Source organism: Rahnella sp. BCC 1045, from assembly GCF_019049615.1.
Classification (GTDB): domain Bacteria; phylum Pseudomonadota; class Gammaproteobacteria; order Enterobacterales; family Enterobacteriaceae; genus Rahnella; species Rahnella contaminans.
Genome location: NZ_JAFMOZ010000130.1, coordinates 81624 through 108090 on the forward strand (window position 1 = coordinate 81624; position 26467 = coordinate 108090).

Consider the following 26467-nt stretch of genomic DNA (forward strand, 5'->3'; position numbering starts at 1 on the left):
TCTGCATACTCCGGTTTTCGGCGCGGCTGCAATCCGCTACGAACCATACGGTTGGGTGATGAGGAGTCACAATGATATCCAGAAAACTTATGCTGCACATTACCTGTTTCACGCTGTCCGCAACAGCGTGGCAGGCACAGGCCGGTGACGATGCGTCAGCGGAAACGTTTACGGTCGGGATGGGCGCACAAAGCGCCCCGCGTTACAGCGGATCAGATCAGCGTCACTGGCTGGCGGGGCCGGTCATTCAGGCGCGGGAAAACGCGTTTTTCTTCGACTCCCTGAAAGGCGTGGGGTATGACTTACAGGCAGATAACGGCCTGTATCTTGAACATACGCTGGGGTTCAGCCTGGGCCGGGCGGACAGAAATTCCACCTGGCGTGATGGTTCAAATAAACTCAAAGGCATGGGAAATATCGATGCAGCCGTCAATACCGCCATCGCGGTGGGCTGGTCTGCCACGCCGTGGCTTTCATTTGAAGGCAAAGCCACCCTGCCGCTGAGCGACGGGCAAGGCGTACACTATCAGACATCCGTCACGCTCCTGCCCGTGCAAAATAACGCTGACACCGTTGCACTCCAGTCCGCGACACTTTTTGGCGACCGGCGTTACATGAATACCTTCTATGGCGTGAGCCAGAAACAAAGCGAACGCACGGATTTCGCGCCTTATCAGGCGGCCGGGGGTTTTTATGGCGTGGACAGCAGTCTGACGTGGAGTCACCAGTTCACGCCACACTGGGGCAGCGTCGTCAGTGTAGATTACGCCTGGCTGAGCGATCACGCCGGTAAAAGCCCGATCGTTGACCAGCGCGGCGGGACCACGCTGAATCTTGGCGTGCTTTATACTTTTTAAGCATTCCCGCCGCGCAAACCCGAATTTCAAAACCGTGATCCGCTGCAAAAACACCTGCACTGAGTTTTGTTACTGTCGCCCATGAACTTACGAATGAAAGTAACATACACTTCGTATGTAATAAAAATCATAAACGACACGGGAGAATCATCATGCATAAAACCCCCATCGCGACAAAACTGCCGGAAGATTACAAACAGCAAATCATTGACGTAAAACAAAAACTACGGTCTCAGATTGGTGATGTGCAGGGGCTTTTTGATCAGGTGTGCAGCAAAATTGAATCAGAGATTGCTGCCGCCCGTGAAGAGGAACGTGCTCAGGGTTCGGCGTGGCCAGAGATCGAATGGTCAGATCTCGCCGCCGGAAAAGGATCCGGGGCGCTGATTGCGCAGGTTAAGCGTCGTGGTTGTCTGGTTGTGCGCGGAACGTTCGGGCGCGATGCGGCGCTGGCGATGGACGAGTCCATGCTCAGTTATCTGGACAATAACCATTTCGACGACGTTTACCGCGGGCCGGGCGATAATTTCTTTGGCAGTCTGGAGGCTTCGCGTCCCGAAATTTATCCCATCTACTGGTCAAAAGCGCAGATGGAGGCAAGGCAAAGTCAGGAGATCGGCGCGGTTCAGTCATTCCTCAACCGGTTGTGGAAATTCAACAGCGAAGGAAAAGTCTGGTTTAACCCCGATATCAGCGTCATTTACCCTGACCGGCTCCGCCGCAGACTGCCGGGAACGACCTCCAAAGGCCTCGGCGCGCACACTGACTCCGGCGCGCTGGAACGCTGGTTATTGCCTGCTTATCAGAACGTCTTTCGGAATATTTTCAACAATCGCTTTGACGAATATGACCCGTGGGATGCGGCGTTCCGGCCAGATGTGAATGAATATGACGTCGCTGATACCACAAAATGCTCCGTATTCCGCACCTTCCAGGGCTGGACGGCGTTGTCTGATATACAGAGCGGCCAGGGCGTTTTGCACGTTGTGCCGGTCCCTGAGGCGATGGCCTACATGTTGCTTCGCCCGTTGTTAGATGACGTACCCGAAGATGAATTGTGCGGCGTCGCGCGGGGCCGGGTTTTGCCTGTCTCAGAGAAATGGCACCCCCACCTCATTAACGGCCTTTGCAGCATTCCGCAATTACAGGCCGGAGACTCTGTCTGGTGGCATTGCGATGTGATTCATTCGGTTGCGCCGGTTGAAAACCAGCAAGGATGGGGAAACGTGATGTACATTCCGGCAGCGCCGATGTGCGATAAAAATCTGGCGTATGCGCACTCCGTACACGACGCCCTGAAACAGGGAACTTCCCCTGCGGATTTCCCGCCAGAACATTATGAAATGAACTGGAAAGACCGGTTCCGGGATACCGATCTGAATAAGAACGGCCTTCAGGGCTTAGGGCAGGACGCCGCGAAGTAATCCCATTCCCATTCAATGCAGGCCTTGCGTTTAAGGTCTGCATTGTCCCCCCGAAACAACGACAATCTGATGCCCGCAAACCCCATAAGCGCAAAGCCAACGGGTAGGTTCAGGGAAAAAACGTGCTGATTTACGATTAGCAACGCAACATTGCTTTCTTCTACGTGGCCGAACGCTTATATACATGAAACACCAACGCACATTCTCCCTTAACGTGAGGCCATGATGACTGACAGCCGCTTAATTGTGAAAAAACCCCTTCCGCCGTTTACGCGTGAAAGCGCCATCGAAAAAGTCCGGCTTGCCGAAGATGCGTGGAACAGCCGCGATCCGCAGCGCGTCAGCCAGGTGTATTCTGCCGATACGCGCTGGCGCAACCGCAGCGAATTCGTCACGGGTCAGGCCGGTGTGGTGGAATTCCTGCAACGTAAATGGGCAAAAGAGCTGGATTACCGCCTGATTAAAGAGCTGTGGGCGTTCGACGGTGAGCGGATTGCCGTGCGGTTTGCTTACGAATGGCACGACGATTCCGGCAACTGGTTCCGCAGTTTTGGCAACGAAAACTGGGCGTTTAACGCGCAGGGGCTGATGTTCGAACGTCACGCGTGCATCAACGATTTACCCATCGCTGAAGCCGACCGCAAATTCCACTGGCCGCTGGGCCGCAGACCTGACGATCATCCCGGCCTGAGCGAATTCGGGTTTTAACCGGCCGCCGTCCGGTTCAGATTGTCTTCGCGGACAAAATCGATAAACGCCTGCAAAGGCGCGGGGATCAGGCGGCGATCGTTGTAATAAAGATAAGGGCCTGAAAACGACAGCCACCACGGCTGCAAGATGGCCTCCAGCTTACCGCTGACAATGGCGGGCGCCAGCCACTCTTCGAACAGGTAGATGATACCCGCGCCCGCGATAGCGGCTTCCACGGCCAGATCCACCGCACCGCCGACGCTCACCACCAGCGGGCCGCTCACCTGCACGCTGAGGTTTTCGCCATCGCGCTCAAATTCCCAGTCCGGCATATTACCGCTGGCATAACGGCCACGCAGACAGCGATGCTCAATCAGATCCCGCGGATGTTCCGGCCTGCCCTGCGCGTCGAGATACGCGGGAGACGCCGCCGCCGCGTAACGCTGACGGCGCGGCCCGATGGGAAGCGCCACCATATCCTGCTCAAGACGTTCGTCGTAACGAATACCGGCGTCGCAGCCGTCGCGAAACACATCCTGCACATTACTTTCCGCAATAATTTCCAGCTGGATATCCGGATAACGCCGCAGGAATTCCGGCACCAGCGCAGGCAAAACCAGCCGCGTGGCGCTGACAGGAACGTTCAGCCGCAGCGTGCCGCCGGGGGTATTGCGATAACGGTTAAGCGCATCCAGCGCGGCATTCACCTCATTCATGGCGGGCTGCAAACGTTCGATCAGCGCCCTGCCGGCTTCGGTCAGCACCACTGTGCGGGTCGTCCGGTGAAAAAGCCGGATGCCGAGCTGCTGTTCTGCGCGACGCACCGCATCACTGAGCCGGGACGCATTGCTGCCGGTGACGCGCGCCGCCTCACGAAATCCACCGGCTTTCGCCACTTCAACCACTGCGTGCAACAGGGCGATATCCATCGACATTGTGCGTAGCCTCGTACAGTTTGTCCTGATTTTACCGGATAGTTGCACAACCAGCGCCCCGCTACAATCAGTGAACATTCACAGAGGAGAATTCCATGTCAAAGCCTTCCATGACTTATCGCCTGGGCGATCGCGAAGTAGGACGCTTAGGTTACGGCGCCATGCAACTGGCGGGACCGGGCGTTTTTGGCCCGGTGAAAGATGAAGCGCGGGGCATTCAGGTATTGCGTGACGCCATCGCCAGCGGTGTGAATCATATCGATACCAGCGATTTTTACGGCCCGCATGAAACCAACCGGCTGATCAAAAAAGCACTGCATCCGTACCCTGACAATCTGTGTATTGTGACCAAAGTCGGCGCGCGCCGTGATGAAAAAGGCGGCTGGTTACCGGCTTTCAGCCCGCAGGAACTGACGCAGGCCGTGGAAGATAACCTGCGTAATCTGGGGCTGGAAACAATAGACGTGGTGAATCTGCGCAGCATGCTCGACATTCATCAGCCGAAGGACGGTTCACTCGAACCGCAACTGGAAGCGCTGATCAGACTGAAAGAACGCGGTTTGATTCACCATATCGGCCTGAGCAATGTCACGGCAACTCAGGTCGCTGACGCGCAGAAACTGACGACAATTGCCTGCGTTCAGAACATGTATAACCTGGCGAACCGGCGCGATGATGCGCTGGTCGATACCCTTGCGGAACAGGGCATTGCGTATGTGCCTTTCTTCCCGCTGGGCGGTTTTTCACCGTTGCAGTCCACGTTGCTTGATGAGGTGGCTGCCACATTGCAGGCCACACCGATGCAGGTCGCGCTGGCGTGGCTGCTCAAACGCTCACCGAATATTTTGCTGATCCCCGGCACGTCGTCGCCGGAACATTTACAGGAAAATCTGGCGAGCGCGACGCTGCAATTGTCCGAAGACGTGATGGATAGGCTAAACGGAATATAAGGCCAGCCGTAAGGCAAGCCTTTCATCAGTGGCTGAAATAGCGTCTGACCGTGGGTAATATCTAAAAACCATATCTCAGCCACGCAAAAAGCACGTTGCCGTTATTGTAAGTTCCGGGGATGTAAGTGAACTGCAAATTGACGTTTTTATATCCCGCAGAAAAAAGTGGGAATAAGAATGGCAGCGGTACGTAATTAGCGAAATCCTGACGGGCGGTAATTCCGCCCGCTAATCCCAGCCCAAGACGGACATCCTTACTTTGCGTGAAATACCCTCCCTTTTCCCACCCGTAACCGGCGGCGGGTTGCCACTCGCGGTGGGAATCCTGAAATACCATCGCAAAAAGTCCACTCCAGTTGCCCTCTTCTGTATAGCGGGAAACGCCAATCCCGCCACCCCACGGCATTTCATTATAATGATCTGTTTTATGCTTATCGTACGTCAGCCGGTTATGCCAGCTTAGAAAAGGAAGATAGACATCGGTATATTGCGGTTCATTCCAGGTCAGGGAAACATCGTCTTTAAAATCTTCCCACAGGCCCGATACTCCGCTTCTGTTGCCGCCCGTGGGGTTAGCAGCCACTGCGGGTATCGTGCAGGCAATGCCTAACACCATCATGATTGAATTGAGTTTTTTCTTTATTATCATCCGTCCACCAGAGTTTGCTGAGAGCACTATTTCAGTCAATGATAGCTCATCCTCCGGCAGGGACTTTTATTGTTAATCAATAAACCTCAATAAAATCAGAAGTGCATTTTTACGCCTGCTGCCTTGCGCGGGTGGCCTCCCATTTCCCCGGTTCGCTTTTATCCGGCGTTTGAACAATCATATTAGGCAGCGCCATTTCAATATCCTGCTCGATAAGCTTCTCGATAATACGGATATTGATTTCCTGCTGAATATCCATGTATTTGTTGTAGTCGGCTGTATTGACGATATGAACCACTTCGATATTCAGGCGGTCTGTGCCAAACCCAAGAAGGTGCGCACGGTCGAATTTAGTTTCACCCACATCAATAATAATGTCTTTGACCATATCGCCGATATTACGCAGCTTATCCGGCGGCGTATTAATCGCGACACCAAAATTGAATACGATACGGCGCGTCTGCATTCGCTTGTAATTATGCAACGTTTGCTGGAGCAAAATGGCATTACCGCAGACGATCTGCTCACCGCTCAGGCTGCGTATTCGCGTGGTTTTCAGGCCAATATGTTCGACCGTTCCGGCGACATCATTAAACACAACAAAATCACCAATTTCGAAAGGTTTATCAAAACCGATGGAGAGTGACGCGAAGACGTCGCTGAGGATGGTTTGAATGGCGAGCGCGATGGCGATACCGCCGACGCCCAGGCTGGCGACCAGCGCGGTAATATTGACGCCCACATTCGCCAGAATCGACAGCAGCATCACCGTCCACACCACCGCGCGGAATATCAGACCGGTGATCACCAGCGTAACCGGGTTTCTGTGCATGCGGGGCTGACGCATAAGATCGCGTAACCACGAAACGACCGCCTGATCCAGCCACAGCGCCATCTGGAATGCCAGAACCAGGAACCACGCGTGGGTTATCGTGCTGTAAAGATGATCGGGAAGATTAACGAACCGCAGGCTGAACAAAAAGGCTGCGATAAAAATCAGTAAGTTGCTTGTCCGGTTGAGAATTTCGCCGAGCACAAACCGTATTCTGTGGCTGGCCTGATTCACCTCCCCCCAGCTTTTTACGCCTTTGCGCAAAAATGAGAGCACCCAGCTCAGCAGCCAGTAAGTAGCAAACGTCACAATCACCATCGTCGCGACGCCTGTCCAGAACTCCGGCGTCATCACCAGCGTGATGAAATCGAAATGTGATAGAAAATTCATTTTCCCTCCCGGAATTAACCGCAAACTACCAGTATAGGGAACGCAGACGCGCGGGCTGACAGAATCGGAAAGTTCGGTAAACAGAAGGAAAAACTTTAAAAGAAGAAACATTGCCGCGTCGGCGTGATCTATCATCAATAGGTAAGCTGCGATTTGCCCGGTTTACTCTGCGTCCAGTCGTGAGTCCGATGTTCTGAAAAACGTTCAACTGAGGTGCTTAATGATGTTCTGAAAAACGTTCAACTGAGGTGCTTAATTATGAAAAGAGCTTTAGTGGTGGGTTACATGTCGTTCGTTTCAATTGCATTGGTCGCAGCGCTGATCATTGGTGCCCGCAACTAAGTGCGGTTTTTTTTATCAGGGCCAGCAGGACGCTGACAGCGTCCGCCGTAAAAAACATAAGCCATCCTGCGAATGACGTTATTTTGCAGAATGGCTTTTTTATTGCCTTCATCCCCGCGCACGGGTTATGCCACTTCTCCCGCGCCCTTCGCAATAACGACCTGCTTACGCAGAACAGTCATCGCCTCTTTGTATGACATATCTTTGCGGAATAACCCTGCGGTGCCGAGAACAAACAGGTCAATTTCCGTGCCGAGCTTTTTTACCACCTCGGGAGAAATAGCACCGTCGATGGCGATGAGCGCATCGCTCTTATTTTCATTCAGCATGGTCCTGAGCCGGCGGACTTTGCTGAACGAGCTTTCTATAAAAGGCTGCCCCGCAAAACCCGGATTCACTGACATCACCATGACCACGTCTACCACGTCGAGGATTTCCTCCAGAATATTCAGCGACGTGCCGGGGTTAATCGCCACGCCTGCTTTGATGCCGCGGCTGCGGATATTGCCCAGCGTGCGGTGCAAATGGATTGGCGCTTCGGCGTGGACATAAATAATGCTGCAACCCAGATCGGCAAAACGCGCGATGTAAGGGTCCGGGTTCGTGACCATCAGGTGGACGTCATAAGGTATCGTCGCCAGCTTCGAAACGGCTTTGATATCTTCCGGGCCGAGCGCAAAGTTCGGGACAAAATGTCCGTCCATGACGTCGATATGGAACATCGCCGCACCGGCCGCTTCAAGGCTGGACAGTTCCTCACCCAGACGGGAAAAATCCACGCACATCAGCGACGGGCAAAATTGCGTGGTCATTGCTGCGCCTCCTCGATGGCGGTGATCATCTCCACCCGTTTCTGGTGGCGTCCGCCTTCAAATTCAGCATCCAGCCACGCGTCGATAATCATCTTTGCAAGCTCAGAACCGACAACGCGTGACCCAAAGGAAAGAATATTGGTGTTGTTATGTTCGCGGGACAATTTCGCCGAATACGGCTCGCTGCACACCACCGCGCGAATGCCGTGAACTTTATTCGCCGCAATGGAAATGCCGATCCCGGAACCACAAAATACAATCCCTAAGTCGGCTTCGCCTGAAACCACCGCGTCTGCCACCGCTTTGCCGTATATCGGATAATCCGTGCGCGTATTCTCATCAGCGCCTTTATCTGTCACCGTCATGCCCCGGCTAATTAAATGCCCGATGATGTCCGCTTTGAGAATAAACCCGACGTGATCACAGCCAATTGCAATATTCATATTTCTCCCATCAACCATTAACAATAAATAAAATGAAGCGGTGAACAGGGGGAATAATTCCCCCTCACCTTCGCTATACGCTTTCGAGACAATCCTGCAAATTCGATTTAATGAGCGTGACGTGCGGGCCGTAAATCACCTGAACACCTTTGCCTTTTCGGATCACGCCTTTTGCGCCGGAGCTTTTTAGCAGCGCGTCATCCACCTGATTTTCATCCAGAACCGTGATACGCAGACGCGTAGCGCAGCAGTCGACATCCGAGATATTGGCCGCGCCACCCAGCCCGGCGATAATGGTGTGCGAAATATTGAGCCCGTCCCCGTTCAGCCCAACGGTATTATTTTTCTGATCGCGCGCGGCGAGATCCTGCCGGGTATAAAGTTTAGTTTCTTCGTTATCGTCTTCGCGTCCCGGCGTTTTGAAATTAAAGCGCGTAATCATGAAGCGGAAACTGAAATAATAAATGGGGAACAGCGGGATCCCGATGAGAATAGCGTTTATCCAGTGACTCTTCGTATTCCCCTGCAAAACACCAAAGAGAATAAAATCAATTAAGCTGCCGGAAAACGTCTGGCCGACGCCGACATTAAAGATGTGGCAAAGCATGAATGACAATCCGGCCAGAAGGCAGTGCAGCACGTATAACAATGGCGCGGCGAACAGGAACGAGAATTCAATCGGCTCCGTGATACCCGTCAGAACGGCGGTCAGGGTCGCGGATAACAGTAAACCTAATACCAACCGGCGTTTTTCCGGACGCGCGGTGTGATAAATCGCCAGCGCCGCGCCGGGAATACCGAACAGATAGAACGGGAATTTACCCGCCATAAACCGCGTCGCTTCGACCGAGAACTCTTTGGTATTTGGGCTGGCCAGTTCAGCAAAGAAGATATTCTGCGCACCGGAAACCGTCACGCTGTCGATCACTTCCGTGCCACCGAGACCGGTTTGCCAGAACGGCATGTAGAAAACATGGTGCAAACCGAAAGGGATCAGCGCCCGTTCAATCACGCCGTAGATAAACGTTCCCGCATAGCCCGCGCTGTTAACCAGTCCGCCGAGGTGCAAAATCCCGTTCTGGAGGGTCGGCCAGATGTAAAACATCAGGATCCCGACAAACAGATAAGTGATGGCCGAAATGATAGGAATGAACCGCGTACCGCCGAAAAATGAAAACGTTGCGGGCAGTTCTATCCGGTAAAAACGGTTATGCAACGCGGCAACCCCAAGGCCGGTGATCACACCGCCGAAAACGCCCATTTGCAGCGAATTAATCCCCAGCGTCATGCCGAGAGCGCCGTCCGGCAACGCGCCGGGCGTCAGTAATCCGTTGATGTCCAGCATGGCATTAATGGTGGCGTGCATAATGAAAAATCCAATCGCACCGGAAATAGCGGCCACTTCTTTTTCTTTTTTCGCCATGCCCATTGCGACGCCGATGGCGAACATTACCGGCAGATTGGAAAAGACCACGCTGCCTGCACTTTTCATAACCGTGAGCAAAGCGTGAAGTACTGTGCCATTTCCCAGCACAGATTCCAGGCCGTAAGAGTGAATAGTTGTCTGGTTAGTGAATGATGCACCGATGCCCAGTAATAACCCGGCCACAGGCAACAAGGCGATCGGGAGCATAAAAGAGCGCCCGATACGCTGAAGGATGCCGAACAATGTCGATTTCATAGGATTCTCTTGTTCATGTAGGGGAACAGTTTTTTTTCATCAGAAAGGGCATTGGATCGGAGAGCCCGTTTTTGATGCCTTCGCGATAACTTCACAACAATCATTATCAATGTGAAGTTATCGCAATTGCAATCGTTTTAAAAGATCGACTTCACAATTTTAAAAGTTAATGTGAATTTACTGTAAAGCGTCAGAATGGCGGGCGTAAGTGAAGTAGCTGAATCATTGGATGCGCTAAAGACATTGCTGAGAGGAAGACGCATTTTATTCACATTAATTTATCGTAATGTGAACGTTACGCCGTTTAGTTTGACGCCCGTATTCAACAGGTTGATCCCTTGTGTTAACCTTTACGCTTCCTAATCAGTGCAGAGACGGTATGAGAAATGGCCAAAAATGAGGGTGTAGTGCAGGAATCGGACAGTGCTCTTGCGATAGGGGCACGGATCAAAATGTCCCTTTCCCAGCTCAACCCTACCGAACGCAGGATCGTCGAATGGCTCATAATCAAAGGCAATATCAGCCAGGAAACCAGTCTGCGTGAAGTGGCCGCGGCGCTGGAAGTCTCTGAACCGCTGCTGGTGAAGGTGGCGAAAAAAGTCGGGTTTTCCGGTTTTCGGGAAATGCGCACGGCGCTAATCAGCTATTTCGAGTCGCTGCCGTATGAGCGGGAAGAGGAAATCACTGAGCATGACAGCCTGGATAACGTGCTGGATAAGGTGTTTTCGAACAGCATTCAGGTGCTGAAAGAAGCGCGTTCGGTGGCTGACGCGGCCACCATCGGCAAAGCCGCGCGGCTTATTTTTCAGGCGCGACGGGTGATCATTTTTGGTGTCGGCGGTTCGGCCTCCGTCGGCATGGACTTCGAACATAAATTGCTGCGTATCGGGATCATCAGCCACGCCTACAGTGATTTCCACCTGATGCTGATGGCCGCCAGCCAGCTTGACGAAAAAGATGTGGTCATCGCTATCTCGCAGTCCGGCGAAACGCGTGAGATGCTCAACGCCGCTCATACCGCCATCGCGAACAAAGCAAAACTCATCTGTATCACCAATGACAACGGCTCCCCGCTTTCTCAATGTTCTGATTTATCTATTTTCAGCCCGGCAATGAGTGGCCCGCTGCTGGGACAAAATGCGGTGGCGAGGATCGTACAACTGAACCTGCTGGACAGCCTCTTTATCGCCATTCTTCTGGAAGATTATCAGGGCAATAAAGAAAAACTGTCGCGCGGAATCGACGTGGTCAGCCCGTTACATGCGGCGAAGTGAAGAATGCGCCATTCTGCCGATATCTTCCGTTTCCAGAATGGCTTTTTGATTGCCATAACGGACCAGATTTAACATTGCTTTCCCGATGTCTTCCGTCGTCAGAATGGCGCGGGGAAACAGACGTTTCAGCAGCGGTAATACCGGCGATAAGATCTGATAAAGAACCCGGTAACGGGTTGTTTTGGAGCGCGCGCCGTTCAGCGGCTGGATCATGCCAGGCCGGAACATCCACGCAGAGGCAAAGCCTTTTGCCAGAAGAGCATTTTCGGTTTTCCCTTTCACCCGCGCCCACATACTTTTGCCCTGCTCCGAGCTGTCCGTTCCTGCACCGGAAACATAGATGAACGCCATCGCCGGGTTTACCTGATACAGCTTTGAGGCCACGTCCAGCGTCAGATCATACGTAATTTTGCTGTACTGTGCTTCGGTCATGCCCGCCGAACTGACGCCGAGACAAAAAAAGCACGCCGCATACTGGCTCATTTCATTCGTTGTGAAAGGGCTGAGAAGATCGGCGGTAACAATCTGCCTGAGCTTCGGGTGACTTTCCGCCAGCGGCGAACGCACAACCACCGTCACCGACTTCACGTCATCCGCCCTGAGACATTCAAGCAAAACGCCCTGACCGACCATGCCTGTCGCGCCATAAATCAAGATATCCATCGAATGCCTCATCGTTTTAAAATTCGTTCAATGAATGGATTATAGAGGGGAACGCCGGGCTTTCAGGTGGTTTTTCGTGTCCTGGAAAATTGTGTGTCAGGCATAAAAAAGCCGGTAACACCTGAAAGTGTTACCGGCTTTTTACTGCGTTCTTTACCGAACCAGACTTACGCGTTCAGCAGTTGCTGTGCCGTTTTCTCAACCAGCGCCAGCAGGACTTTGACATCCTCCAGCGTTACGGTCGGGTTCAGCAACGTCAGTTTCAGGCAGGTCACGCCGTTATGCTCGGTCACGCCCACGTTGGCACGACCGGATTCCAGCAGCGCATCACCGATTTTCTGGTTCAGCAGCGCGATAGCCGCGTCGCTGGCGGTCGCCAGCTGCTGTGGACGATAACGGAACAGAACGCTGGCCAGCTGTGGCTTCATCACCAGTTCGAGCGACGCTTCGGACATCACGAACTGCGCCACGTCTTGTGCCAGTGTGACACCGTGATCGATGATTTCGGCGTACTGTTTCTGACCCAACGCTTCCAGACCCATCCACAGTTTCAGCGCATCGAAACGGCGGGTGGTTTGCAGCGATTTAGACACCAGATTTGGCACGCCAGCCGCTTCGTCGAACTCAGAGTTCAGGTAAGCCGCCTGATAGCGCATCAGCTCGTAGTGACGCTCTTCTTTAAGCAGGAACGCGCCGCAGCTGATGGTCTGGAAGAACTGTTTGTGGAAGTCCAGCGTAATGGAATCCACCCGTTCGATACCGTCCAGATAATGACGATATTTTTCAGACAGCAACAAGGCACCGCCCCACGCCGCGTCAACGTGCACCCAAATCTGGTGCTCCGCGGCCAGTTCAGCAATTTTACGCAGCGGGTCGATAGCACCGGCGTCGGTGGTACCGGCTGTTGCGACGATCGCCAGGATCTGCTCGCCGTTGGCCTGAGCCTGTGCCACTTTCTCGCGTAAATCGTTGAAATCCATACGGGCGAATTCATCGGTTTTGACGAGTGTTACAGACTGATAGCCGAGGCCCAGCAATGCCATGTTTTTCTGCACGGAGAAGTGCGCGTTTTCAGAACATAACACTTTAATTTTACGCAGATTACCGGTCAGACCATCCTGCTGGATGGAGTGTCCCTGACGGGCGAAGAACGCGTCACGCGCCAGCATCAGCCCCATCAGATTGCTCTGGGTGCCGCCGCTGGTGAACACGCCCGCATCGCCAGCCTGGTAACCGACCTGAGTCCGCAGCCATTCAATCAGCTTCATCTCGATGATGGTCGCTGACGGGCTTTGGTCCCAGGAGTCCATGCTCTGGTTAGTGGCGTTAATCAGCACTTCCGCGGCCTGGCTGATCACCAGACTCGGGCAATGCAGATGCGCCACGCACTGCGGGTGATGCACCGACAGGCTGTCTTTCAGGAAGTATTCAATCGCACGTTCAATCGCAGCCTGGTTGCCCAGGCCCTGAGGATTGAAGTCCAGCGTAATTCGCTCACGCAGTTGTGCAACGGTTTTCCCCTGATACATCTCAGGTTGTTGCAACCACTGCACAACAGCTTCACTGCTCTGTGCAATGGCCTGCTGGTAGGCTTCAGTGCTTTGCGCTGAGCCTGCCAGAATCGGGTTTAACTCGGACATCAGAATCTCTTACTCCGCTCAGACAGGTTTGATGCCAGCCGCCAGCAGCGCCTGCTCAAACTTATCGAGGAAAATACCCAGCTCATCGTTCGTGATCAGCAGGGAAGGCAACAGGCGCAGCACGCAGCCATTACGGCCACCGCGTTCCAGGATCAGGCCAGCACCGAAGCATTTTTTCTGCAACAGCGCAGACAAATCGCCATCAGCCGGGTAGCAACCCATGTGATCCTGCGCTTCGTTCGGTTTAACGATCTCGATACCAATCATCAGGCCCAGACCACGTACATTACCGATCACCGGATAACGTTTTTGCAGGTCAGCCAGTTTGCCTTTCAGCCATTCACCCTGCGCGGCGACTTTTTCTGCAATCTTTTCTTCTTTCAAGATTTTCAGCGTCGTCAGACCGGTAGCCATTGCCAGCTGGTTACCACGGAATGTACCGGTGTGGTGACCCGGAGCCCAGGCGTCGAACTGTTTCTTGATACCCAGAACCGCCAGTGGCAGACCGCCGCCGACCGCTTTAGACATCACAATGATGTCCGGCTCGATACCTGCGTGTTCGAAGGCGAACTGTTTGCCGGTACGGCAGAAACCAGCCTGAACTTCGTCGAGGATCAGCAGGATGCCGTGTTCCTGAGTCACTTTACGGATGCGCTGCAACCACTCAGCCGGAGCCGGGTTCACGCCGCCTTCGCCCTGAACGGCTTCCAGAATAACGGCCGCAGGTTTGCGAACGCCGCTTTCCACGTCGTTGATCAGGTTTTCGAAGTAATAAGTTAATGCTTTAACGCCGGCTTCACCGCCAATGCCCAGCGGGCAGCGGTACTGGTGCGGGTAAGGCATGAACTGCACTTCCGGCATCATGCCGTTTACCGCTTCTTTCGGAGACAGATTACCGGTCACCGCCAGCGTGGCATGTGTCATACCGTGATAACCGCCGGAGAAGCTGATGATGCCAGAGCGACCGGTGACTTTTTTAGCCAGTTTCATGGCCGCTTCTACCGCATCCGCACCGGACGGGCCGGTGAATTGCAGGCAATACTCTTTGCCCTGTTGCGGCAGTAAAGAAAGCAGATATTCTGAGAACTGATCTTTCAACGGGGTTGTCAGATCCAGTGTATGTAACGGCAAGCCGCTGGTAATGACATTTTGGATGCTTTGCAGCACGTCCGGATGATTATGTCCAAGAGCCAGCGTACCGGCACCGGCAAGGCAATCAAGATATTGATTATTCTCAACATCGGTGATCCACACGCCATTGGCCTTCGCAATTGCTAACGGCAACTTGCGCGGGTAGCTCCTGACATTCGATTCAAATTCAGCTTGTCTCGCCAAATAGGTTTCATTGTTTCCGTTTAATGAATTCGCACCTAAACTGTCAATACGGACTTTATCCGTCATCATATCTCTCCTACAACCGCAGGTTATGGAAACGCTGCAATTGAATAAATGTATTTAAAAGGTAAGTACCATGAGAAAAACGCGGCCAATATATGGCTTTTTACTCTGTACCTCAATAATTTATTTTGTATAGAATTGTTTATTCTTTTTTAACAGAATCAATATGTTGCTGATTTAGTGAACGATCGTGCTGACTTAACTCCGTTACACGGTCATTAATAAAGCACTAAAAAGCACTTCCTGTCAGGTAAACAACGGGTAAACGCGTGATACCACGGGAACAAAATTGCCCTTAAGTGACATCGCATCGCCCCGCGCTGGCCGTGACTTCGCACCGGCGCAGAGGCCGGATAGCAGATCCCAAAAAGAACATTGTTATTATAGCCTGCCGGATGTAAGGCGGCCGCAGATAATAACCTTGCGGGCAGTAAATGGCTGAATATTAGCCGAATATAAATTTTGAAATATATTACACCGATATAACGGCGGGTTATTAATGAAGTAATTCGGACTTTTATTATATCGGCGAATAACGGAAACGCGATTTCCTAAACGGATCCGCATTATTGCTAGCTATTTTTCGCCTTATCTTTCCCTTTGCGATAAAGGTCATACAGCGCGACGTAATCCTGAAAAACCTGCACCAGAAAGGCGTCGGCTTCATGGCCGAGCGTACTGTTGGGCTGCATCTGATAGCGCGCTTTTACCGCATCAATCCACAGTTTCTCCGCCGCCGGGCCGGGTTCCTGTACCAGATGCGCCAGCCAGTAGACGCTGTTACGCCTGACCGTCACCACCGGATCCGGACAACGACAGCACCACCAGACCGGTTCGAGTATTTTTGAGAACATCACGGAACTGATCCCCCGCCAGGCCTGCACGGTATAAGGAGGCGGCGTCCACGCACTTTGCCAGTGAACCGCCTGCCCCGTCAGCAACGACATCATCAGCGCCTGCGCCGGGGGCGATAAAATTTTGGTCATGTGCTCCCTTTATTTTTCTGGCTAATCATCTAAAAACCTTAAGAAAGATAGCCTGTCTCATCGGGAACGCTGAATTTTATTTATCGGGAGTTCAGCGCAGGATGATTATTTTGGCAGAACCAGCGTAAAACGGCTGCCTTTTCCCGGTTCGCTTTCGACGACAATTCGGCCACCGTGCAATTCCGCAATGGTCTTCACAATCGCCAGCCCGAGGCCGGTGTTTTCAGTCAGGCTGCGCGAGGCATCGATCCGGTAGAAACGGTCAAAAATCAGCGGCAGATGTTCCGCAGAGATTCCCTCGCCCGTATCTTCGATACTCAGCCAGACAAACTGCGCGCCCCTACAGAAAGCCGCCAGAAAAATGACAACTTTGTAATGTTCCCGCAGGCTCTCTCCGATTTATGAACTCAGTTCATAAAGGTATGCGGATTGCCCCCTCTAATCCGATGAACCTTCAGCGACTATGATTCAGTCCACGTTACGCTTTCGTTGTCACTCATCCTGAAATCACAGGATTTTGGGATTACAGGATAAATCTCCACATAACGGATCGCAGATCCCACGGACACTGAACGTATCACGTCAATACTGAGGAAAAATCACATGCAAAAACGTTTACTGGGCAAATCTGGCCTCGAAGTTTCGTCTCTCGGTTTAGGCTGCATGGGGCTGAGTTTTGGTTACGGCGCCGCAACGGAAACCCGTCAGGCCATTGAACTTATCCGCGCCGCGGTCGAACGCGGCGTGACCTTCTTTGACACCGCCGAAGTTTACGGCCCGTACCTCAACGAAGAAGTGGTCGGCGAAGCGCTGGCACCGGTGCGCGATAAAGTCGTGATCGCCACGAAATTTGGTTTCACCTTTGGCGACGATAACAAACAGCAAAACCTCAACAGCCGCCCGGAACACATTCGCGTTGCGGTGGAAGGCTCGCTGAAACGCCTGAAGACGGACGTCATCGACTTGCTTTATCAGCACCGTGTAGACCCGGAAGTACCGATTGAAGACGTTGCGGGTGCAGTAAAAGATCTGATTGCCGAGGGTAAAGTGAAGCACTTCGGGTTGTCCGAAGCGGGCGCACAAACTATCCGCCGCGCGCACGCCGTGCAGCCGGTTACCGCGCTGCAAAGCGAATATTCAATGTGGTGGCGCGAGCCGGAGCAGGAAATCATTCCGACGCTGGAAGAGCTGGGTATTGGTTTTGTGCCCTTCAGCCCGCTGGGGAAAGGCTTCCTGACCGGCGCATTTGATGCGAATGCCACCTTTGGAAGCGACGATTTCCGCAGCAAAGTGCCGCGTTTCTCACCGGAAGCGCTGGCGGCAAACCAGAGCCTGCTGGCGGTGATTCATCACATCGCGCAGGAAAAACGCGTGACACCGGCACAGATTGCGCTGGCCTGGCTGCTGGCACAAAAACCGTGGATTGTACCGATTCCGGGCACCACCAAACTGCACCGTCTGGAAGAAAACTTAGGCGCAACGGACGTCACGCTGAGCGACAGCGAATTACGCAATCTCGCCAGCGCGCTGGCCGCCGTCGAAGTTCACGGAGACCGCTATCCGGCCGCGTTGCAGGCACGCGTCGGGCGTTAACAAAACAGGCCATACTTTTATGGGTCAAATATGACCTGTAAACACTATCAACCCCGCATAAGAGGTCATAAATGACCTTTTGTGCGGGGTTTTGCATTTTTTTTAATAACGGGTCTAAAATGACCCATTATCATCGATTAATGCACATAACAGGTCTTATATGGACCATTAAGTGCCACTGGAGTGACGTTTAATGTCCCTGATGCACTTTCTTTATTCCCCTGCTGAAATTGCCCGCGATATCGGAAAAAACGCACGGGCATTACGTCTGTCGAAAAATCTTTCACGTAAAACACTGGCTGAACGTTCAGGGGTTTCTGAATCATCCATAAAACGCTTTGAACTCACGGGTTCTGCTACGCTGGAATCGATGATCTTGCTGGCGACCGCGCTGGATGAACTCACGCCATTCACCACGCTGTTCAAACCTTCACAACCCGGTTCCTATGAGGAACTCAAAAATGCCAGCCGCCAGCGGGGGGGACGATGAATAAATCATTCAGAAACGACACATTGACGCATGTAGAAGAGCTAACCGTTTCCGTCAACGGACAAAAGGTCGGTGAGTTGTATCAGGCTGAAGGAAAAGGCATTTACTTCACATACAGTAAAGCGTGGCTGGCTTCAGGGTTCAGCCTTTCACCGTTTACAATGACGTTCGATGATAAACCTCAGCTGGCGAAACATATGTTATTTCGCGGGTTACATGGCGCATTTTCAGATTCCCTGCCGGATGGCTGGGGTCTGGAATTAATGGACCGGTTCTTCGATGGCCATTTTGGTGCGGGAACATCCCGGACGCTCACTCAACTTGACCGTCTGGCGTACCTCGGCGATCGCGGCATGGGGGCTTTTGAATATCACCCTAAATCTGAGAAAGTGGATATTCCCTCTTCGCTTAGCCTCGCAGACCTTTTTGAGGCCTCTGTCGAAGTGCAGGCCGGAGAGACTCGCCAGGTTCTTAAAACACTGCGTATCGCGGGCGGCTCGCCCGGTGGTGCCCGGCCAAAGGCCATCGTAGCCCTCTCAGCTGACACAACCCAGGCTACTTCAGCCTTTGAGCCGCTGCGTGAAGGATATACCCACTGGATTGTAAAGTTCAGGGCGTTGGATGAACCGCTGGAAACTGGCGCTATCGAGCAGGCATACGCCATCATGGCAAGAAATGCGGGCGTCACAATGGCGGACTCAACGCTGTTAGACGTGCAACTCTCTGATAAGAATCAAACCGAGCGTTTCTTTGCAACACGTCGTTTTGACCGTGAGGGCGACAGCCGCCGCCACGTGATGACCGCATCGGCGCTGGTTTATGCCGATTTCAGAACCCAGTCGCTCGATTACAGTGAAATGCTTAAACTCACTTACGCGTTGACCCAAAATGCTGCTGAAGTCGAGAAAATGGCGCGTCTGATGGTCTTTAATGCGCTCTCCCATAACTACGATGATCATGCAAAAAACTTTGCATTTATCCATTCTGATGCGGAAGAACGGTGGACGTTGACCCCCGCTTATGACCTGACATTTTCTGAAGGCATGGGGGAACACACAACGTCATTTGCTGGAAAAGGAAAACCGACGCGAAAACTTATGCACCAGTTGTGCAAAGACTATAAATTCCTCAAACCGGATGATTACATTGATCAGACGCTGGCCGCACTGGCTAACTGGCAGCAAGTTTTCGCTGACACAAAGATTGCCGAATCCGCAGGAAAACCGGTCTTCAACGTTCTGAATAAACTGCGTGCAGATTTTCTGAAAAGATAGCGGGTAACCGCACCACGGAAGGTTCAAATAAGCGCAAGTCGCCTTCCGCCTCATCGTCAGCCCGTCAGTCCCCCTGCGTCACTTTCTTCGCGGCAGAAAAGTAAAAAACCCGATACTCAGTACCGGGTTTGGAGAATTAACGCAGAAAATAATCAGAAAATCAGAAGGTTTCCCACGAGCCTTCATCGGCGGCAGGCACCGCGCGACGGTTTGGCAATAATGCCGGAGATTTAACCTGCGTCGCTTTACGCACGGCGGAGGTTGCCGTCGCCGCGCTGACTTTAAAGATGCTGATGGCCTGCGACAGACGCTCCGCCTGCTCATTCAGGGAATATGCTGCCGAAGAGGCTTCCTGGACCAGCGCGGCGTTCTGCTGCGTGACTTCGTCCATCTGGTTGATGGCTTTGTTGATCTCTTCGATGCCGGTGCTTTGTTCATTGCTGGCAATCGCAATTTCGCCCACGATGTCGGTCACGTTCTTCACGCTGGACACCACTTCGGCCATCGTCGCGCCCGCTTTAGCGACCAGCTGCGTCCCGTTATCGACTCTCAGAACAGAATCGTCGATCAGCGATTTAATCTCTTTCGCCGCCGAAGCAGAACGCTGCGCCAGATTACGCACTTCTGATGCCACCACGGCAAATCCGCGCCCCTGTTCACCGGCACGCGCGGCTTCCACGGCGGCGTTCAGCGCCAGAATGTTGGTCTGGAACGCAATGCCGTCGATCACCGCGATAATATCGACGATTTTGCGGGAAGAAGCATTGATGCCTTCCATCGTATTAACGACTTCGCCCACCACTTCGCCGCCCTGCACTGCCACGCGGGAAGCCTGCGCCGCGAGCTGATTAGCCTGACGCGCGTTATCAGCATTCTGTTTCACCGTCGCGGTCATCTGTTCCATGGCCGAGGCGGTTTCTTCCAGTGAGCTGGCCTGCTGTTCAGTACGGGAAGACAAATCCAGGTTCCCGGCGGCAATTTCGCTGGACGCGCTGTTAATCGCATGGGTTCCGGCACGAACTTCTGTCACGATCTTGAGCAGATTTTCGTTCATGTTTTTCAGGCCCTGCATCAGCTGGCCCGTTTCGTCGTGGGAGTTCACCTGAATCTGCGTGGTCAGGTCGCCTGCCGCCACGTTTTCCGCCACTTTCACGGCATTCAGCAGCGGACGGGTGATTGAACGGGTCAGGAAATAGCCCATTGCCGCGGCCAGCAGGATCGCCAGCGCGGAGAAAATCAGCGTCAGTTCAATGGCGGTATGCCCGTCTGCCACCGCTTTTTTGCCTTCAGCCTGCAACTGCTGATCCTGAGAATTGGCAAAAGCGATGGCCAGATCCAGATACGCGTTCTGCGACGTGGTCAGTTTACGCAGGACATATTCGGTTGCGCCGTCCATATCACCGGCGCGGGCCAGTGCAATCAGCGCTTCTTTGCCGCTTTCAAACGCATCGCTGGCATCCTGCAAGGCTTTAATTTTTTGCTTACCGGTCACCGTTGTCTGGATGGCCGCAATTTTGCTCATCGCCAGATTGGTTTGTTTAATGGTGTCATCCAGCTGTAAATAACGTTTTTGGTTTTGTTCAGGATTCTTGGTATCGATGACAATTCCGCGCAAGAATTTAATCTGGTTATTCACACCGTCGCGGACATCAAATGCCAGACGAACTTTCACATAACGATCGTTGACTATTTGGTCAATGCTGGCGTTGATAGCGCTTATTTTGGTTACTGCTGTCACGCTGACGATGATTAATAACAGAATTACCAGGCTGAATGCGGCCCCCAAACGGGCACCCACCCGCATATTGTTGATCATCTTAAACATTCTCACTCCCTTATTTCCTGGCCAATAAAATGAATACAACGCGAAACAATTCAAACCGCTGATAATTGCATAGCGAAATCACTGTTTATTTTTTTAAATAATCCGTAAACCCTTATCTCAAATTAATTTTTTGACGCGGGAATAAAACTCTTAGAAATATTTAATGTTCAGGAAGGTTATCGGTACAAATAAAGAGATCTTTAGTGAATGAATTATTAGGGAAGTGTAAAGAGAAATGAATCAGAAAAGTTTGTAACTGTACAAAAATGGAATTGCGATTTACGCCTCCCCTTTTCAGGGGAGGCCGCTTTACGCGCTGACGATCATTTCCGTCAGCCAGCCGGTGCGCATTTCCGGTACGGAATGCAGCAACTCGCGGGTGTAATCGTCCAGCGGTTCGCTCAGTGCGGATGCTACCGGCCCCTGACGCACAATCACGCCTTGCTTCAGTACCGCCACTTCATCAGCAATCTCGCGCACCACCTGCAAATCGTGCGTGATAAAGAGGTACGCAATGCCGGTGTCGTGCTGGATTTTACGCAGCAGCGCCAGCACCTCGCGCGCCACCAGCGGGTCTAACGCGGACGTCGGTTCGTCGCACACAATCAGCTTCGGCTCCGCCGCCAGCGCACGCGCGATACACACGCGCTGCTTCTGGCCGCCGGAAAGTGCCGCAGGATAACGCTCCGCCAGCTCCGCATGCAGCCCGACCTGTGCCAGCAGTTCGCTGACTTTGGCCTGCCGTTCGGGGCGGTTAAGCGAAGTAAAACATTCCAGCACGCGGGAAATCTGCCCGCCAATGCGCTCTTTCGGGTTCAGCGCGGTATCGGGGATCTGATGAATCAGCTGCACATCGCGCAACTGCGGGCGGCTGCGCTGACGCAGACCGGCAGGCAACGTTTGCTGTTCCAGCGTCATTTTCCCCGTTTCCGGACTGAGTAACCCGCAAATCACTTTGCCGAGCGTTGATTTCCCCGAACCGGATTCGCCGATCACCGCCAGCGTCCGGCCACGCGGCAAATTCAGGGAAATATCCTGCAAGACCGGCTGCGCCTGATAACGCGCGCTGATATTGCGCAGACTTAGCGCCACCGGTGCCTCGCCGGTTTGCGGCGTTTTGGTTTCGCCCTGCGCATTCAGCAGACGCCGGGTGTATTCCTGTTGCGGCTGCGCCAGCAGTTGCGCGGCCGGTGCCTGTTCCACCGTTTTGCCGTGCTGCAACACCATAATCTTGTCGCTGATTTGCGCGACAACGGCCAGATCGTGGCTGATGTAAATAGCCGCCACGCCGGAAATGCGGATCACATCGGCAATGGCTTTCAGCACGCCAAGCTGCGTGGTGACATCCAGCGCCGTCGTCGGTTCATCGAAAATCAGCAGTTCGGGACTGGCGCACAGCGCCATCGCAATCATCGCCCGCTGCAACTGACCGCCGGAAACCTGATGCGGATAACGCTGATAAAACGCCTGCGGCTGCGGCAAACCGAGCTGTTCAAACAGTTCAATGGCGCGCGCCTGTGCCTGCTGGCGGTCATAGATTTTGTGTTTCAGTGCCGCTTCAATCACCTGTTCACCCAGGGTAATCGCCGGGTTAAACGCCGCACCGGCGGACTGCGCCACATACGCAATATGGCGACCACGGATCTGCCGTAAACGCCGGTCAGACAACGCCGTGAGATCCTGCCCGTTAAAGACAATGCTGCCGGAATGAATACGCATTCCCTGACGACAATGGCCGAGAATTGCCAGCCCGATAGTGGATTTCCCCGCGCCGGATTCACCAATCAGCCCCAGCACTTCGCCGCGTTTCACGGTAAAAGACACGTCATCCACCAGCGTCCGCGGATTTTTACCGGCGGACACCACGCGCAAATTTTCTGTTTTGAGTAAAACGTCGCTCATGCTTTTTTCCCCCAGACGCGGGTCGAACCGCTCATCAGCCAGTCGGCGACGGCATTTACCGCCAGCGCCAGCACCGCAATCGCCCCGCCGGGGATCAGCGCCGCCCAAACGCCAAACAGAATGCCGTCTTTATTATCCCGCGCCAGCCCGCCCCAGTCAGCGGTCGGTGGCTGAACGCCAAGACCGAGGAACGACAGCGCCGAAAGGAACAGCAAAATGAAAATAAAGCGCAGGCCAAATTCGGCAATCAGCGTCTGTAAGGCGTTAGGCAAAATCACCCGCCGGAGGATCCAGCCGAGGCTTTCTCCGCGCAGGCGCGCCACATCGACAAACTCCATCACGCCGATATCCGTCGCCAGCGAACGTGCCACGCGCAGCACGCGGGTGGATTCCAGCAGCCCGAGAACCAGCGTCAGGGTCAGCAAGGTTTTCGGCAAGACGGCCAGCACGATCAGCGCCAGAATCAGTGTCGGGATCGCCATCACGATGTCATTGCAGCGGGAAATCACCTGATCCAGCCAGCCGCCGCGCAATCCGGCGATAAAGCCCAACGTGCAGCCGACCGAAAAGGCCACCAGCGCCGCCAGCACGGTAACGCCCAGCGAAACACGGGTGCCCCAGATAAGGCGCGAAAGCAGATCACGCCCGAGATTGTCGGTGCCGAGCAGCGCATTGGGTCCCGGCAGATCCCACGACATGCCCAGTGTCTGATCCGGTGCGTGCGGCGCCAGCCACGGCGCAAAAATCGCGATAAGAACAAAGAGAATCAGCACCAGCAGGCCAAGGATCGAGGCAGGTTTTAAGGCAGGCATTGCAGCAATTCCTAAAATTTAGCGGTTATGGCGTAAACGCGGATTGGCGACCAGCGCCATCACGTCGGCCAGCAAATTCAGCAGGATATAAATCCCGGCCAGCAACAGCGCGCAATCCTGCATCACCGGAATGTCGCGTTTGCTGATGCTGTCGACCATGTATTGCCCCAGCCCCGGATACACAAAGACGTTCTCGACAATCACCACGCCGACCATCAGATACGCCAGATTGATCGCCACGACGTTGATAATCGGGCCGATGGCGTTGGGCAGAACGTGACGCCACAAAATGCGCGACGGCGACAGCCCTTTCAGCAGCGCGGTATCCACATACGCGGAGCTTTGCGCGGCAATCAGCGCGGCGCGGGTCATGTTGCTCATGTGCCCGAGGATCGCCAGCACCAGGGTGGCGCACGGCAGTGAGATTGCAGAAAGTTTGGCGGCCAGCGGCATGTCCGGCGAAATACTGCTGTTGCTCGGTGCCCACGCCAGCGTGATGGCGAAAATCAGGATCAGCAGATAACCGGAGAAAAATTCCGGCAGCGCAACGGTGGCGCGGGTGATGGCATTAAGGAAAGTATCGATAACGCTGCCGTGATAACGCACGGAAATAAACCCGATGATTAGCGCCAGCGGAACCGCGATGGCGGCGGTGCATCCCGCCAGAAACAGCGTATTACCAAGCCGCGTAAACAGCGGGCCGCTGATGGCTTCGCGGGTGGAGAAACTTGTACCGAAATCGCCGTGCAGTACGCCGGACAGCCAGCTCAGATAGCGGCTCGCCGCCGGTTTATCCAGCCCGAGTTGCAAGTTCAGTTCGCGGATGGCGTCCGGCGTCGCGCTCTGGCCGAGAATGGCGGTGGCCGCGTTGCCCGGCAGCAACTGCACACCGGCAAAAATCAGCACGGAAACCGCCAGCACCACCAGCACGCCATAAAACAAACGCACCAGCACCATGCGCAAAAGCGAGCCGTCTGGTGAAACACGGTTCAGCGAAAAACGGCCCGCGGGCCGTTGAGGTATTTTTACAGAAGGAAGCTCTGACATTATTCTTTTACCCGGCTCAGCTTTCGATCCAGATTTTCTCTGCCGCGCGGTTACCGCTCAGCGGCATTCCCGGCACAGAGGTGAATCCTTTGATTTTGGATGAGCAGCCGTCAAGCGCGTCGGCGTACAGCGGAATGACTTCGCTACCCTGATCGACCAGCATCACCTGAATATCGTGGTAAATCTGCTTACGGCGCGCTTCATCCGGCTCCCCGCGCGCGGCTTTCACCATCGCATCGAAAGCCGGAACGTGCCAGGCCGATTCATTCCACGAAGACTGGCTGGTAAACACCAGAGAAAGCAGCGCATCGGCGGTCGGACGGTTCGCCCAGTTAGACGACACAAACGCTTTTTTCTGCCAGATATCATTCCAGAACGCGTCATCCGGCACGCGAACCACGTTGAGGTTGATCCCGGCTTTCGCCGCAGACTGCTGATAAAGCTGACCGGCATCAACCGCGCCCGGGAAACCGGCGTCGGCCACGTTAAGCGTCAGCGGGCCGCTGAACCCGGATTTCTTCCAGTGGAACTGGGCTTTTTCAGGATCATACGGACGCTGCGGGATGTCTTTCGCAAAGTAGCGGTTCGACGGGAAAATGGGATTATCGTTGGCAACGGTGCCGTATCCGCCCAATACCGTGTCGATAATTTGCTGACGGTCAATGGCATATTTCAGCGCCAGACGGCCATCGACGTTATCAAACGGCGCCAGATTCGACAGCCCCGGGAAGGTGTAAATCATGCTGTCTTTCGCACGCACCAGTTTCAGGTTCGGCATGCGCTCGATACGGCTGACAATGCGCGGATTCACGCGGTTAATCAGGTGCGCAGAGCCGCTGACCAGCGCCGCCACGCGCGCCGTGGAATCGTTCATCGCCAGCGTTTCGACGGAATCAACATGCCCGCGTTCGCTGTTCCAGTAATTCGGATTGCGTTTGGTCAGCGTGGTAACGCCCGGCTGGAATTTCTCCAGAATGAACGCGCCTGTGCCGATGCCTTTGTCGAAGTTTTCATTTTCGGCGGTGACCGCAAAATGCACCGCGCTCAGCAGCCAGACAAATTCCACATCGGCGGCGGTCAGTTTGATCGTCACTTCGTGTTCGCCGGTCGCTTCAATGGAACTGACGGTGTCCAGATAACCTTTTACCGGCGATGTGGATTTCTCGCCGCGGTGGTGATTAAGGGAATAGACCACGTCTTTCGCGCCCAGCGAGCGGCCATCGTGGAACTGCACGCCCTGACGGATTTTCAGCACCCAGGTTTTGCTGCCATCGGCAGATGACCAGGATTCCGCCAGCGAGGGGGCAAGCCCGGCGCTTTCGTCGATTTCCACCAGGTTATTGAAAACCTGTGAGCCGACAAAATACATGTACGTTTCAAACCAGAATGCCGGATCCAGACGGTCGGTGCTGGACGCGTTATCCACGCCCACCACCAGGTGTCCGCCTTTTTTCGGCTTCTCAGCGTCGGCGGCAAATGCGTTGCCCAGCCACAATGAATGCGTGGCGGCTGCGATGGAAAGTGCCCCCGCACTTTTAATAAACGAACGACGATCAAT

The 26467-nt window shown here is 53.8% G+C and carries 24 protein-coding genes; 8 read left to right on the plus strand and 16 right to left on the minus strand.

All coding sequences use genetic code 11. From position 1 onward, the window contains the following. Positions 1-71 precede the first annotated feature (71 nt). The 3 genes from J1782_RS14930 (at position 72) to J1782_RS14940 (ending at position 2989) form a co-directional block, all read left to right on the plus strand. On the plus strand, positions 72-857 hold the full coding sequence (locus tag J1782_RS14930; protein ID WP_217153425.1) for a MipA/OmpV family protein: 786 nt from the start codon (positions 72-74) through the stop codon (positions 855-857). Positions 858-1009: 152 nt separating this feature from the next. After that, complete coding sequence (locus J1782_RS14935; protein WP_217153426.1) at positions 1010-2281, plus strand: DUF1479 domain-containing protein; 1272 nt, start codon at positions 1010-1012, stop codon at positions 2279-2281. A gap of 225 nt (positions 2282-2506) precedes the next feature. After that, on the plus strand, positions 2507-2989 hold the full coding sequence (locus J1782_RS14940) for a nuclear transport factor 2 family protein (protein WP_152323807.1): 483 nt from the start codon (positions 2507-2509) through the stop codon (positions 2987-2989). Here J1782_RS14940 and J1782_RS14945 read toward each other — a convergent pair. Beyond that, on the minus strand, positions 2986-3906 hold the full coding sequence (locus J1782_RS14945) for a LysR substrate-binding domain-containing protein (protein WP_217153427.1): 921 nt from the start codon (positions 3904-3906) through the stop codon (positions 2986-2988). The two genes, J1782_RS14940 and J1782_RS14945, sit on opposite strands and share 4 nt — an antisense overlap. Positions 3907-4001: 95 nt before the next feature. On the opposite strand from J1782_RS14945, the gene J1782_RS14950 reads away from it, so the two are divergent. Then, a complete protein-coding gene (locus tag J1782_RS14950; protein ID WP_217153428.1) occupies positions 4002-4856 on the plus strand; it encodes an aldo/keto reductase family oxidoreductase in 855 nt (284 codons plus the stop codon). A gap of 61 nt (positions 4857-4917) precedes the next feature. On the opposite strand, the gene pagP is transcribed toward J1782_RS14950, so the two are convergent. From pagP to J1782_RS14975, 5 genes are all read right to left on the minus strand, one after another. Further along, on the minus strand, positions 4918-5505 hold the full coding sequence (gene pagP / locus J1782_RS14955) for a lipid IV(A) palmitoyltransferase PagP (RefSeq protein WP_217153449.1): 588 nt from the start codon (positions 5503-5505) through the stop codon (positions 4918-4920). A gap of 109 nt (positions 5506-5614) precedes the next feature. Further along, positions 5615-6727, minus strand: a complete 1113-nt coding sequence (locus J1782_RS14960; protein ID WP_217153429.1) for a mechanosensitive ion channel family protein — start codon at positions 6725-6727, stop codon at positions 5615-5617. A gap of 467 nt (positions 6728-7194) precedes the next feature. Beyond that, complete coding sequence (rpe, locus tag J1782_RS14965; RefSeq protein WP_217153430.1) at positions 7195-7881, minus strand: ribulose-phosphate 3-epimerase; 687 nt, start codon at positions 7879-7881, stop codon at positions 7195-7197. Beyond that, the gene (rpiB, locus tag J1782_RS14970; protein ID WP_152323802.1) at positions 7878-8324 is read right to left on the minus strand and encodes a ribose 5-phosphate isomerase B; all 447 of its coding nucleotides are present in this window, start codon (positions 8322-8324) and stop codon (positions 7878-7880) included. Before rpiB ends, rpe begins: the two co-directional genes overlap by 4 nt. Before the next feature lie 73 nt (positions 8325-8397). Further along, positions 8398-10005: a PTS transporter subunit EIIC gene (locus J1782_RS14975; protein WP_217153431.1), complete on the minus strand. Its 1608-nt coding sequence runs from the start codon at positions 10003-10005 to the stop codon at positions 8398-8400. 386 nt (positions 10006-10391) lie between these two features. Between J1782_RS14975 and J1782_RS14980 the strand changes: the two genes are divergently transcribed. After that, entirely contained in the window at positions 10392-11279 is an 888-nt protein-coding gene (locus J1782_RS14980; RefSeq protein ID WP_152323800.1) for an SIS domain-containing protein, read from the plus strand. On the opposite strand, the gene J1782_RS14985 is transcribed toward J1782_RS14980, so the two are convergent. From J1782_RS14985 to J1782_RS15005, 5 genes are all read right to left on the minus strand, one after another. Continuing rightward, positions 11262-11942 (minus strand): epimerase, encoded by a 681-nt coding sequence (locus tag J1782_RS14985; RefSeq protein WP_152323799.1) that lies wholly within the window; start codon positions 11940-11942, stop codon positions 11262-11264. The genes J1782_RS14980 and J1782_RS14985 overlap by 18 nt on opposite strands. A 167-nt stretch (positions 11943-12109) precedes the next feature. Further along, the gene (locus J1782_RS14990; protein ID WP_165060193.1) at positions 12110-13582 is read right to left on the minus strand and encodes an aspartate aminotransferase family protein; all 1473 of its coding nucleotides are present in this window, start codon (positions 13580-13582) and stop codon (positions 12110-12112) included. 18 nt (positions 13583-13600) lie between these two features. Beyond that, on the minus strand, positions 13601-14986 hold the full coding sequence (locus J1782_RS14995) for a diaminobutyrate--2-oxoglutarate transaminase (RefSeq protein ID WP_152323797.1): 1386 nt from the start codon (positions 14984-14986) through the stop codon (positions 13601-13603). A 566-nt stretch (positions 14987-15552) separates the two neighbouring features. Next, positions 15553-15966 carry a hypothetical protein gene (locus tag J1782_RS15000; protein WP_254303085.1) on the minus strand — a complete coding sequence of 138 codons (414 nt, stop codon included), beginning with the start codon at positions 15964-15966 and terminating at the stop codon, positions 15553-15555. A gap of 105 nt (positions 15967-16071) precedes the next feature. Continuing rightward, on the minus strand, positions 16072-16365 hold the full coding sequence (locus J1782_RS15005) for an ATP-binding protein (protein ID WP_341870775.1): 294 nt from the start codon (positions 16363-16365) through the stop codon (positions 16072-16074). Between the two features lie 204 nt (positions 16366-16569). Here J1782_RS15005 and J1782_RS15010 point away from each other — a divergent pair, with 204 nt between their 5' ends. The 3 genes from J1782_RS15010 to J1782_RS15020 all read left to right on the plus strand — a co-directional run bounded on the left by J1782_RS15010 (position 16570) and on the right by J1782_RS15020 (position 19323). After that, entirely contained in the window at positions 16570-17559 is a 990-nt protein-coding gene (locus tag J1782_RS15010; protein ID WP_217153432.1) for an aldo/keto reductase, read from the plus strand. Positions 17560-17752: 193 nt separating this feature from the next. Continuing rightward, positions 17753-18049, plus strand: coding sequence for a helix-turn-helix transcriptional regulator (locus J1782_RS15015; RefSeq protein ID WP_152323795.1), 297 nt, complete (start codon positions 17753-17755; stop codon positions 18047-18049). Further along, positions 18046-19323 (plus strand): type II toxin-antitoxin system HipA family toxin, encoded by a 1278-nt coding sequence (locus J1782_RS15020; RefSeq protein ID WP_217153433.1) that lies wholly within the window; start codon positions 18046-18048, stop codon positions 19321-19323. The genes J1782_RS15015 and J1782_RS15020 overlap by 4 nt, the downstream gene beginning before the upstream one ends. A gap of 160 nt (positions 19324-19483) precedes the next feature. Here J1782_RS15020 and J1782_RS15025 read toward each other — a convergent pair whose 3' ends face one another. The 5 genes from J1782_RS15025 to J1782_RS15045 all read right to left on the minus strand — a co-directional run bounded on the left by J1782_RS15025 (position 19484) and on the right by J1782_RS15045 (position 26467). Next, on the minus strand, positions 19484-21148 hold the full coding sequence (locus tag J1782_RS15025) for a methyl-accepting chemotaxis protein (RefSeq protein WP_217153434.1): 1665 nt from the start codon (positions 21146-21148) through the stop codon (positions 19484-19486). 309 nt (positions 21149-21457) lie between these two features. Next, complete coding sequence (locus J1782_RS15030; protein WP_217153435.1) at positions 21458-23050, minus strand: ABC transporter ATP-binding protein; 1593 nt, start codon at positions 23048-23050, stop codon at positions 21458-21460. After that, positions 23047-23862 carry an ABC transporter permease gene (locus tag J1782_RS15035; RefSeq protein ID WP_217153436.1) on the minus strand — a complete coding sequence of 272 codons (816 nt, stop codon included), beginning with the start codon at positions 23860-23862 and terminating at the stop codon, positions 23047-23049. The genes J1782_RS15030 and J1782_RS15035 overlap by 4 nt, the downstream gene beginning before the upstream one ends. A gap of 18 nt (positions 23863-23880) precedes the next feature. After that, positions 23881-24819, minus strand: a complete 939-nt coding sequence (locus J1782_RS15040) for an ABC transporter permease (protein ID WP_152323953.1) — start codon at positions 24817-24819, stop codon at positions 23881-23883. Between the two features lie 106 nt (positions 24820-24925). Further along, positions 24926-26467, minus strand: a complete 1542-nt coding sequence (locus J1782_RS15045) for an ABC transporter substrate-binding protein (protein ID WP_193333071.1) — start codon at positions 26465-26467, stop codon at positions 24926-24928.

Coding starts and splice junctions, on each gene's coding strand:
- J1782_RS14930 (WP_217153425.1), top strand. CDS start 72: ATGATATCCAGAAAACTTATGCTGCACATTACCTGTTTCACGCTGTCC.
- J1782_RS14935 (WP_217153426.1), top strand. CDS start 1,010: ATGCATAAAACCCCCATCGCGACAAAACTGCCGGAAGATTACAAACAG.
- J1782_RS14940 (WP_152323807.1), top strand. CDS start 2,507: ATGACTGACAGCCGCTTAATTGTGAAAAAACCCCTTCCGCCGTTTACG.
- J1782_RS14945 (WP_217153427.1), bottom strand. CDS start 3,906: ATGTCGATGGATATCGCCCTGTTGCACGCAGTGGTTGAAGTGGCGAAA.
- J1782_RS14950 (WP_217153428.1), top strand. CDS start 4,002: ATGTCAAAGCCTTCCATGACTTATCGCCTGGGCGATCGCGAAGTAGGA.
- pagP (WP_217153449.1), bottom strand. CDS start 5,505: ATGATAATAAAGAAAAAACTCAATTCAATCATGATGGTGTTAGGCATT.
- J1782_RS14960 (WP_217153429.1), bottom strand. CDS start 6,727: ATGAATTTTCTATCACATTTCGATTTCATCACGCTGGTGATGACGCCG.
- rpe (WP_217153430.1), bottom strand. CDS start 7,881: ATGACCACGCAATTTTGCCCGTCGCTGATGTGCGTGGATTTTTCCCGT.
- rpiB (WP_152323802.1), bottom strand. CDS start 8,324: ATGAATATTGCAATTGGCTGTGATCACGTCGGGTTTATTCTCAAAGCG.
- J1782_RS14975 (WP_217153431.1), bottom strand. CDS start 10,005: ATGAAATCGACATTGTTCGGCATCCTTCAGCGTATCGGGCGCTCTTTT.
- J1782_RS14980 (WP_152323800.1), top strand. CDS start 10,392: ATGGCCAAAAATGAGGGTGTAGTGCAGGAATCGGACAGTGCTCTTGCG.
- J1782_RS14985 (WP_152323799.1), bottom strand. CDS start 11,942: ATGGATATCTTGATTTATGGCGCGACAGGCATGGTCGGTCAGGGCGTT.
- J1782_RS14990 (WP_165060193.1), bottom strand. CDS start 13,582: ATGTCCGAGTTAAACCCGATTCTGGCAGGCTCAGCGCAAAGCACTGAA.
- J1782_RS14995 (WP_152323797.1), bottom strand. CDS start 14,986: ATGATGACGGATAAAGTCCGTATTGACAGTTTAGGTGCGAATTCATTA.
- J1782_RS15000 (WP_254303085.1), bottom strand. CDS start 15,966: ATGACCAAAATTTTATCGCCCCCGGCGCAGGCGCTGATGATGTCGTTG.
- J1782_RS15010 (WP_217153432.1), top strand. CDS start 16,570: ATGCAAAAACGTTTACTGGGCAAATCTGGCCTCGAAGTTTCGTCTCTC.
- J1782_RS15015 (WP_152323795.1), top strand. CDS start 17,753: ATGTCCCTGATGCACTTTCTTTATTCCCCTGCTGAAATTGCCCGCGAT.
- J1782_RS15020 (WP_217153433.1), top strand. CDS start 18,046: ATGAATAAATCATTCAGAAACGACACATTGACGCATGTAGAAGAGCTA.
- J1782_RS15025 (WP_217153434.1), bottom strand. CDS start 21,148: ATGTTTAAGATGATCAACAATATGCGGGTGGGTGCCCGTTTGGGGGCC.
- J1782_RS15030 (WP_217153435.1), bottom strand. CDS start 23,050: ATGAGCGACGTTTTACTCAAAACAGAAAATTTGCGCGTGGTGTCCGCC.
- J1782_RS15035 (WP_217153436.1), bottom strand. CDS start 23,862: ATGCCTGCCTTAAAACCTGCCTCGATCCTTGGCCTGCTGGTGCTGATT.
- J1782_RS15040 (WP_152323953.1), bottom strand. CDS start 24,819: ATGGTGCTGGTGCGTTTGTTTTATGGCGTGCTGGTGGTGCTGGCGGTT.